2 protein-coding genes are annotated in these 3,012 nt (G+C 51.7%); both read left to right on the top strand.

Annotated elements, in window-relative coordinates; all coding sequences use genetic code 11:
• The first annotated feature begins 205 nt into the window (after nt 1-205).
• Nucleotides 206-781: a cob(I)yrinic acid a,c-diamide adenosyltransferase gene (locus QZQ29_RS09190; RefSeq protein WP_296962598.1), complete on the top strand. Its 576-nt coding sequence runs from the start codon at nt 206-208 to the stop codon at nt 779-781.
• A gap of 113 nt (nt 782-894) precedes the next feature.
• Nucleotides 895-2,523, top strand: a complete 1,629-nt coding sequence (gene ptsP / locus QZQ29_RS09195) for a phosphoenolpyruvate--protein phosphotransferase (RefSeq protein ID WP_296962596.1) — start codon at nt 895-897, stop codon at nt 2,521-2,523.
• Nucleotides 2,524-3,012 lie beyond the last annotated feature (489 nt).

Consider the following 3,012-nt stretch of genomic DNA (forward strand, 5'->3'; position numbering starts at 1 on the left):
CGTCGACTGATTCCTTGCATTGAATAAAAATACAAGAATGAAATCCGATAACGATTTAATCAGCGCTTCCTTAATGAAATAGGAATCCCGCCTTTTGTTTCCCTTCTATCCATTGTATAATAGAGTAATGAAAGAATGGCCAATCTATTCTTTGAATCGATAGTAATGTCCCTTCCTAATGATATTTTCTGATAAGGAGGATATGATGAAAGGTTACATTCAAGTATATACCGGTGACGGTAAGGGAAAAACCACCGCTGCCATCGGCCTTGCCATCCGTGCCATAGGCGCGGGGAAAAAGGTATGCATCATCCAGTTTATGAAATCCCTGGCCTATTCGGAGCAGAAGGTTCTCCAGAGTCTTCAAGGCATCACCCTCATTACTCTGGGAAAGCCCTATTTCATCGCCAAGGAAGGCATGCTCTCCGATGAGGAAATCAAGGCCTGGGGCAACAAGCTGGTGGTGTACCCTGCCGGCCATCCGCCTAAGGAATACCGGGCCATGATAAAAAAGGGCATAGACGATGCTATCCGTGCCGTTTCCGGCCCCTATGATGTGGTCATTCTTGATGAATACAATATGGCCTGCTGGTATGATCTGGCTAATGAGGAGGACACAAAGGAAATCCTTGCTGCCCGCAAACCGGAGGTGGAGCTTGTATTTACCGGCCGTAATGCGCCGTCCTACATTCTGGACGCCGCCGACCTGATTACTGAAATGAAAAAAATCCGCCACTACTATGACAAAGGTGTCATGGGAAGGGAAGGCATTGAAGACTAGGAAAGCACTGATCAATTCGCAGAATCGCATTTCATAAGTATTTTTATCCAATGCTGCGTCATCAGTCTCCTTACATAGTGATTTCCCAGCGGAGAAAGAAAGGATTACATAGAATGGAAAAAATTACAGGTAAAAGTATTTCCGGCATGGTCACCATCGGACCGCTCCGGGTATTTCGTCACAAAGAATTCGCGGTGGATACGGCCAAGGTAGAACGCCCTGAAACGGAAGTGGCCCGCTTTGACTCCGCCAGAAATGCGGCTGCTGCCAAGATGAACCAGTTTTACCAGGAAGCGGTGTCCCATGTGGGACTGGATAATGCCTCCATTTTCAAGGTATACCAGCAGATGCTGACGGATTCGGAATTTGTGGACTCCATCCGCTCCATGATTCGCAGCCAGAGCATTAACGCAGAATCCGCCATTTCCCAGGCAGAAAAGAATTTCACCCAGATTTACAGCGCCGGTGCCGACGTGTACATGCAGGCCCACATTGCGGATATGCAGGAAATCGCCCGTATCCTTCTGCGCACCATGCACCAGAAGAAAGCCATGTTTACCGGCGATGAACCCTGCATCCTCTATGCCGATGACCTCACCCCCAGCGAAACCATCCAAATGGATACCAAGAAAATTCTGGGCTTCGTCACCAAGGAAGGCACCCCTACCTCCCACACCGCCATCCTGGCCAGGGCCCTGGGCGTACCGGCCATCGTAGCCACCGGCACGGAAGTGGATGACTCCTTCGACGGGAAAACCGCCGTCATCGACGGCTTCTCCGGCACCGTATACCTGGATCCCACCCCGGGCATCCTGGCAGTGATGAAAGAAAAGCAGGACCAGAGCATCCGCCTGAAGGACCTCCTGCAGCAGCTGAAGGGCCTCCCCAGTGAAACAGTGGACGGCCACAGAGTGGAAGTGGCAGCCAACGTATCCTCCGCCTCCGACCTGGCAGCGGTGCTGAAAAACGACGCCGAAGGCATCGGCCTGTTCCGCAGCGAATTCATTTACATGGGACGGGACACCCTGCCCAGTGAAGAAGAACAGTTTAACATTTACAAACTGGCCATCGAAACCATGGCAGGCAAACGGGTCATCATCAGAACCCTGGACATCGGCGCCGACAAAGAAGCCTCCGCCTTCCACCTGCCGAAAGAAGAAAACCCGGCCCTTGGCATGCGGGCCATCCGCATCTGCCTGAAGCGCCCGGAAATCTTCAAAACCCAGCTCCGCGCCATCCTCCGGGCCAGCGCCTTCGGCAAGGCAGCCATCATGTTCCCCCTCATCACTTCGGTATGGGAAGTCTGGAAAGCCAAAGAAATTCTGGACGAAGTGAAAATGGAACTGGACAAGAAGGGCATTGCCTATGACCACCACATGGAAGTGGGTATCATGGTGGAAACACCGGCTGCTGCTTTAATCAGTGACAAGCTGGCCAAGGAAGTGGACTTCTTCTCCATCGGCACCAACGACCTGTCCCAGTATACCCTGGTGGTAGACAGAACCAGCCGCGTCCTCTCCGATTTCTTCAATCCCCATCACCCGGCAGTCTTGAAACTCATCCAGATGACCGTGGAAAACGCCCACAAAGCAGGCATCTGGGTAGGCATGTGCGGCGAACTGGGGTCCGACCTTTCCATCACCGAAACCTTCCTCCGCATGGGAGTAGACGAATTCTCCGTGGCCCCCTACTCCGTACTGCCCCTCAGAAAGCAGATCCGCTCCATTGACTTGAGCAAGTAAATGATGAAATAAAAAAAGAACTGTGCAGAAATGGCAGCCATTTCTGCACAGTTCTTTTTGCGTGATTTTATTGAAAAGGTTCTTAAGTTTGACCGGCCCTTTGGACCGGAGAGTTCTTAGGTTTGACAGCGTCTTTGCCGCTGAGGCTTGTGGTATCTCCCATGGATACGCCCTACGGGCGGGAGGGTTGACGGCTCCCTGAGCCGAAGGTTCTTAAGGTTCTTAGGTTTGACGGCCCTTCGGGCCGAGGGTTGTGGTGGCGGCTGGCGCCGCAATTTTTAGTCAGCGTTACGGGATTAGCCTTCCCGCCCTTATCCTCATTCTGACCCCGGGCAAAGAATCCTGGTACATGTAGATAGCGACACTTACTAGTTCACTAGCTCACCGGCTCACTAGGGAAGCGCCGATTAATTCGTTATCGGATTTCATTCTTGTATTTTTATTCAATGCAAGGAATAAGTCGACGCGAATAGCGAGCTATTTAAGGAG

The sequence above is a fragment of the uncultured Dialister sp. genome (genome assembly GCF_900538805.1).
Classification (GTDB): domain Bacteria; phylum Bacillota; class Negativicutes; order Veillonellales; family Dialisteraceae; genus Dialister.

What these genes read in the sequence shown, in the direction of transcription:
- QZQ29_RS09190 (WP_296962598.1), top strand. Translation starts at nt 206, where the DNA reads ATGAAAGGTTACATTCAAGTATATACCGGTGACGGTAAGGGAAAAACC.
- ptsP (WP_296962596.1), top strand. Translation starts at nt 895, where the DNA reads ATGGAAAAAATTACAGGTAAAAGTATTTCCGGCATGGTCACCATCGGA.